Raw genomic sequence first — 2839 nt, 5'->3', positions numbered from 1 at the left:
GCCGGGGGGTTCTGCGGGGCCGGGTGCCGGTGCGGGTGGTCCGGGTGCCGGTGCCGGTGCTGGTGCTGGTGCTGGTGCCGGGGTCGGTGCCGGTGGCTCGCCGGCTCAGGGACAGGGGGCTGGGCAGGCGCAGGCGCAGGCGCAGGCTCCGGGGCCGGTTCAGGGGCGAGCGCTGGAATCTCAGCTTCCGGCGCTGGGCCCGGCGGGGGACCAGGTGTCGGACACGGTCGCCATCCCGGTCGTACCCACTGGTCCCGTGCCCACCGGTCCCGTACCGGCCCGGGAGCTGCCGGCCGGTCCCTCGGCCACCGGACCCGTACCCACACCGGATCAGCACCCCGGCTCGCACCCGCACTCACAGCCGAACGCGAGCCCGAGCCCGGACGCGAACCCGAGCCCGAACCCGCATCCGCGGCACGACGAGACGCTGGCGCTGCCCCGGTACGCGCCGCGGCTCGACCCGTACCAGCGGTACCCCGAGGCGTACGAACAGCGCTACCAGCAGCGTCCGGCCGCCGGGCCGCCCCGGGAACGCGGTCTGTTCGAACCCGCCCGGATGCCGGCGACGGCTACGGACGATTCCGGCGCCTCGGGCGTCCCCGGCAACGCCCCCGGCGGTCCCGGCAACGGTTCCGGCGACCCGGCCGAGCCCCCCTCGTACCACCAGCAGCCGCACCACCCCGAGTACCCGCAGAACACCACGCACCCGAACCCTCCGCACCCGAACCCTCCGCACTCCGTCGCGCCGCAGAACCCAGGAGAACCCCGTTGATCCCCGCAGTCCTCACCCCCGAGATCGCCGCGATCGGCATCGGTCTGGGCCTGATGTTCTCCCTGGTCTGCTACCTCACGACCAATCTCTCCCCGGGTGGCATGATCACGCCCGGCTGGCTGGCGCTGACCCTTGTCGAGGATCTCCAGCGCGCCGCCATGGTCGTCGGCGTGACCGTACTGACGTATGTGACCACGCTGCTCGTCCAGCGCTTTGTGATCCTCTACGGAAAGCGCCTGTTCTCGGCGGTCGTCCTGATCGGTGTCCTGCTCCAGGGCACGGTGATGATCGTGCTGTCGCTCGAATTCCCGCTGATGTACGCGAACCAGACGCTCGGCTTCATCGTGCCGGGCCTCATCGCGTACCAGCTCGTACGCCAGCCCAAGGGCGCGACCATACTCGCCACCGGCACGGTCACGCTCACGGCCTATGTCGTCCTGACCGCGGGCATTCTGCTCGGCGCCCTGCCGTCCGCCTGACCCGCCCACCCACGGGAGCCCCATCCTCATGAGTGCCAAGTCCAAGCGCGGCCGCCCCGTCCTGCACGGCGTGACCGTCATCGCCCTGCTGGCCGGCAGCGCGTATCTCACCGTCGAACTCCGCAAGGACGAGCAGGCCAAGGCGCCCGCGGTCCAGGCCATCACCGACATCCCCAACCTGAAGACCGGGGCCGGGAACACCTCCGGCGAGCAGACCTGGGAGCGGCTGAAGAACCCGGACCGCTCGGTGCTGCGCGGCGGCGACGGCGACATCCTCGCCTCGTTCACCGACGGCGCGCGTACGGCGACCCTCACCGGTCCGAGCCGTACGTTCGACGAGCCGACGAACACGTCGGCCCGGGTGGTCACCGAGAACTGGGTCCGGCTGATGCCGGAGGCGTGGACGAAGGGCGCCGAGAAGGAACAGTGGTTCAAGGACTGGTTCAAGGAGTACTACGGCAGCGAGGAGGACGACCTCTTCGCGTTCGCGTTCCAGTACGTCGAGGGCGCGCCGGTCAAGAAGGACGACGAGGGCGTACCGTACGCGGGCGACGCCAGCTTCGGGCCGCTGAACCCGGAGGGCAGCGAGGGCAACGACCTGCGCCTCGAAGAGTCCGACTTCTACGACTACCTCGGCATTCCGTACACCTTCCGCGACGGCACCGTGAAGGAGCCGCAGACCGCGCGCTACCGCTCGATCGACTGCTCGGGCTTCATCCGTACGGTGTTCGGCTACCGCGGCCGCTATCCGCTGATGGCGTCCGACGACACGGGTGACGGCCTGCCGCGCACGGCCAACGGCATGGCGCGCTCGAAGGCGGGCGTCGACATCATCAAGCTGTCGGGCCCCGAGCCGCGCTACGAGCGCCCGAAGTCCATCAGTGTGCTCCAGCCCGGCGACCTGGTCTTCTTCAAACTGGACGCCAGGACGAAGTCCCGCCTGGACCACACCGGCATGTACCTGGGCACGGACACGGACGGCCACCAGATCTTCATATCCAGCCGCGAAGAGGCCAACGGCCCGACGATCGGCGACAAGGGCGGCACCTCCCGCCTCGACGGCAACGGCTACTACGCCGCCACACTCCGCAGCGCAAAGCGCCTCTGACCAGGCGTCTCCGGGCCCGGCCACCTCCAGGCGGCCGGGCCCGCGCGCTGCTCCGCGACCTATGGGTAACTTCAGTTATCGTAGGTGCACCTATCTGTGATGAGGTGCTGGGGCCATCCCACCCGCGTCGCCGCGGGTACGGTCAACGACCCGGCCGCCAAGACGGGGCACGAGGTCGACGTCGCTGTCTTCGGTCCCGGTGACGACCACGGCGGCGATGTGCTCCTGGCCATCGGCGAAGACAAGTGGAACGACACCATGGGCGTCAGCCACCTCCAACGCCTCCAGCACATCCGAGCCCTGCTCGCCGCCCGGAACGCCGCCACCACCGAGCGCACACGCCTCATGTGCTTCAGCGGCGCCGGTTTCACCCCCGAACTGAGCCGCACCGCGGCCCGTGACCACACCATCCAACTCGTTGATCTGAACCGCCTGTACCACGGCGAATGACAGGCGCGGGGCGCTGGGTCGGGGGTCAGT

General features: G+C 70.1%; 4 protein-coding genes. All 4 read left to right on the top strand.

Annotation, left to right across the window (positions count from 1 at the left end):
* The first annotated feature begins 214 nt into the window (after window positions 1-214).
* The 4 genes from WH07_RS39290 (at window position 215) to WH07_RS35465 (ending at window position 2809) form a co-directional block, all read left to right on the top strand.
* A complete protein-coding gene (locus WH07_RS39290; protein WP_046509326.1) occupies window positions 215-772 on the top strand; it encodes a hypothetical protein in 558 nt (185 codons plus the stop codon).
* Complete coding sequence (locus WH07_RS35475; protein WP_046509324.1) at window positions 769-1251, top strand: poly-gamma-glutamate biosynthesis protein PgsC/CapC; 483 nt, start codon at window positions 769-771, stop codon at window positions 1249-1251. The genes WH07_RS39290 and WH07_RS35475 overlap by 4 nt, the downstream gene beginning before the upstream one ends.
* Window positions 1252-1279: 28 nt before the next feature.
* Complete coding sequence (locus WH07_RS35470; protein WP_046509322.1) at window positions 1280-2359, top strand: C40 family peptidase; 1080 nt, start codon at window positions 1280-1282, stop codon at window positions 2357-2359.
* A 99-nt stretch (window positions 2360-2458) separates the two neighbouring features.
* Entirely contained in the window at window positions 2459-2809 is a 351-nt protein-coding gene (locus tag WH07_RS35465; RefSeq protein WP_046509321.1) for a hypothetical protein, read from the top strand.
* The last annotated feature ends 30 nt before the right edge of the window (window positions 2810-2839 follow it).

The organism is Streptomyces odonnellii, from assembly GCF_000981895.1.
Taxonomy (GTDB): Bacteria; Actinomycetota; Actinomycetes; order Streptomycetales; family Streptomycetaceae; genus Streptomyces; species Streptomyces odonnellii.
The sequence above is the reverse complement of the archived record's forward strand: the minus strand, read 5'-3'. Positions and strand labels throughout refer to the sequence as shown.